Here is a 2,434-nt window from a genome sequence, read left to right on the forward strand (position 1 = left end):
TGAGAAAGGAAAACAAATGAAAAAGAACATTAACCAAAAACCATCAAAACATTTAATGATCACAATTATTCTTTTATTTTTTTCTTTTTGTCTAGGAACTTATGTATGGATCCATCATCAAACTTTAATCGAAACAGAAAAACAAATCACCCATCATCATAAAAGACTCGAAAATCAATCCATCAATTTGCAAGCAATCCAAAAACAATTACATCAAAACCAAAATGAATTAAAAAAAGAATCCCCCACTCAAAACAATGAATTCATCGAGAAATTGCAAACTCAATTACAACCTCCCTTAGAAACATTACCAACATTATCTAAACCAAACAACGAAGAAGAATCCCTTTTTCAACCAACTGATCCTCAAAAATTCTTATCTTTTCAACAATTAATCGGTTTTAAGGAAGAATTTCAAGCAGTGGAAGGATTTTTAAATTATTTTAAAAATAAAGAAAACTACCAAGGAATTGGTGAAGTTGAATCACCCTTAGGAATTTTAATGTATGGGGTACCAGGAACAGGAAAAACTACCTTAGCTAGAACCTTAGCCAAAGAAACTTCTAATTTACCTTTTTTTGAAGTTTCTAGTTCTTTATTCTCCCAAAAATATAAAGGCTTAGCGCCTCAAATGGTCAAAGATTTATTTGCAGCAGCGAGAGCCGCCGCGGAAAAAAACAACGGAGCTATTATCTTTTTAGATGAATGCGAAACCATTTTTACTGATTTAGGAACATTAGAAGCTGATTAAGAAGTCGCCAATGTGGTGAATCAATTCAAAACAGAAATGACTTCTTTTGAAAATAATCCTGAAAAACCGATTTTCATTATTGGAGCAACTAACCATGAGCAACAAATTGATGAAGCCATTAAATCAAGATTTACATACAACATCGAAGTAAAACCTGGTAATAAAGAAGAACGTCAACAAATGTTAAAATTTTTAATTAACAAACGAAAAAACCCTTATAGCGAAGAAGCCAAACAATACTTATTGGAAATTATTAACGAATCTTTAGAATATTTACCACAAAATCGTCAATTCTTAAAAGCTAATCGTACTTTAGAAAACTTTTTAAAAACAACAGTCACCATTTTCGCTAAAAACAGAGGAACTGACAAAAATAAAAGAAAAGAAATCAATGTTGAAGACTTAAAACAAGCTTATCGAATGATTATTTCTTAAAACACAGAAATATTAGATCAAATCGAAAACCAAAAGAAAGGAGGTAAATAATGATGTTATCTCCTTTAGACTTATGGAAAGATTATTTTTCTTTTCAATCTTCTTTTCTTTGGTGGTTTTTTCTAGCTAGTCTTTTTTTTGGTGGTTTTTTTAATCATCCCTAAAACAACTACTTGGAAGGGTTATTTAATTTATTTTTTCATTATTCTTTTATTTTGCGCTTTCATTTATCTCGCTTTCTTTTATCAACCCCAAAAGCCATCCTCTAAATATGTCGGGCAATTAATCAATGAAATTGATAAAGCCATTGATAAATATGACGAAACCATTAACAATTACCAAGGACTCAAATCCGCTTGGGCAGACGAATTAGAAAAATGTGAAAAAGAATTAAAAATATTATCTGAAAACCAAGAACTTATCCAAGAACAAAAAGACAAAATCAAAAAACTTTTAGATCAAGTTGAATTAAAAATAGCTGATCTCAAAGCACAACAACAAGAAACTCAAAATAATATTAATCTTTTAACAGAACAACAAAAAGAAAAAGAATGAGAACAAGCTGAAAAAGCTAAAGAAAAGAAAAAAATTGAAGAACAATTAGAAGTTACTACTGATAAAAATGAAAAACAAAAGTTAAGAAACAAATTAGAAGAACTTCGTAAAGAAAATTTAGAATTACTTAATAAAATCTCTTGTATTAAAAGAGATATTGCTCATTTAGAACATGACCAAAGATATTATGAATCCATCTTATCCCGCGCAAAAAATTTCAAAAAAATATTAGAAGAACAATATAAAGTTAACGAAAAACAAGAAAAAGATGATATCTTATCTAAATTAAATTCGCTCTACGAAATCACCTCAGCTGAGGGATAAAAAAAAATAAAGGAGATTTAATTAATGTTTAAATTAAAAAAATATTTACTAATATTTAATATTATTTTATTTATTGGTTTAGGGTTATTTTTAATTACTAATAATGTACATCAAGTAATGGCTGCACCTAAAAAAGATCATGGAAAAGATATAATTCCATCAAAAGAAGAATCTAAAAAAGATGTGAGAAATTATTATGAATTATATAATACTCTTGAAAATTATTCAGAAGAAGACAGAAATAAAATTATTCAAATGTTATCAAACCCAGAAATAACAAAAATATTAGAAGACAAAGCTAAAGAAATCAAAAATCAGGAAAAAGCTTCTTCTTCAACAAAACCCAACAAGAAAAAAAAATAATTTATA

General features: G+C 27.9%; 2 protein-coding genes and 1 pseudogene. All 3 read left to right on the forward strand.

Annotation, left to right across the window (positions count from 1 at the left end; translation table 11 throughout):
- Positions 1 to 55 precede the first annotated feature (55 nt).
- The 3 genes and pseudogenes from AlmWB_RS00640 to AlmWB_RS00650 all read left to right on the forward strand — a co-directional run bounded on the left by AlmWB_RS00640 (position 56) and on the right by AlmWB_RS00650 (position 2,428).
- A pseudogene (locus tag AlmWB_RS00640) lies at positions 56 to 1,186 on the forward strand (AAA family ATPase).
- 141 nt (positions 1,187 to 1,327) lie between these two features.
- Entirely contained in the window at positions 1,328 to 1,741 is a 414-nt protein-coding gene (locus AlmWB_RS00645; protein ID WP_050337119.1) for a coiled-coil domain-containing protein, read from the forward strand.
- A gap of 348 nt (positions 1,742 to 2,089) precedes the next feature.
- Positions 2,090 to 2,428, forward strand: coding sequence for an SVM family protein (locus AlmWB_RS00650; protein WP_050337121.1), 339 nt, complete (start codon positions 2,090 to 2,092; stop codon positions 2,426 to 2,428).
- The last annotated feature ends 6 nt before the right edge of the window (positions 2,429 to 2,434 follow it).

Origin of the sequence: Candidatus Phytoplasma phoenicium (genome assembly GCF_001189415.1) — a bacterium.
Lineage (GTDB): Bacteria > Bacillota_I > Bacilli_A > Acholeplasmatales > Acholeplasmataceae > Phytoplasma > Phytoplasma phoenicium.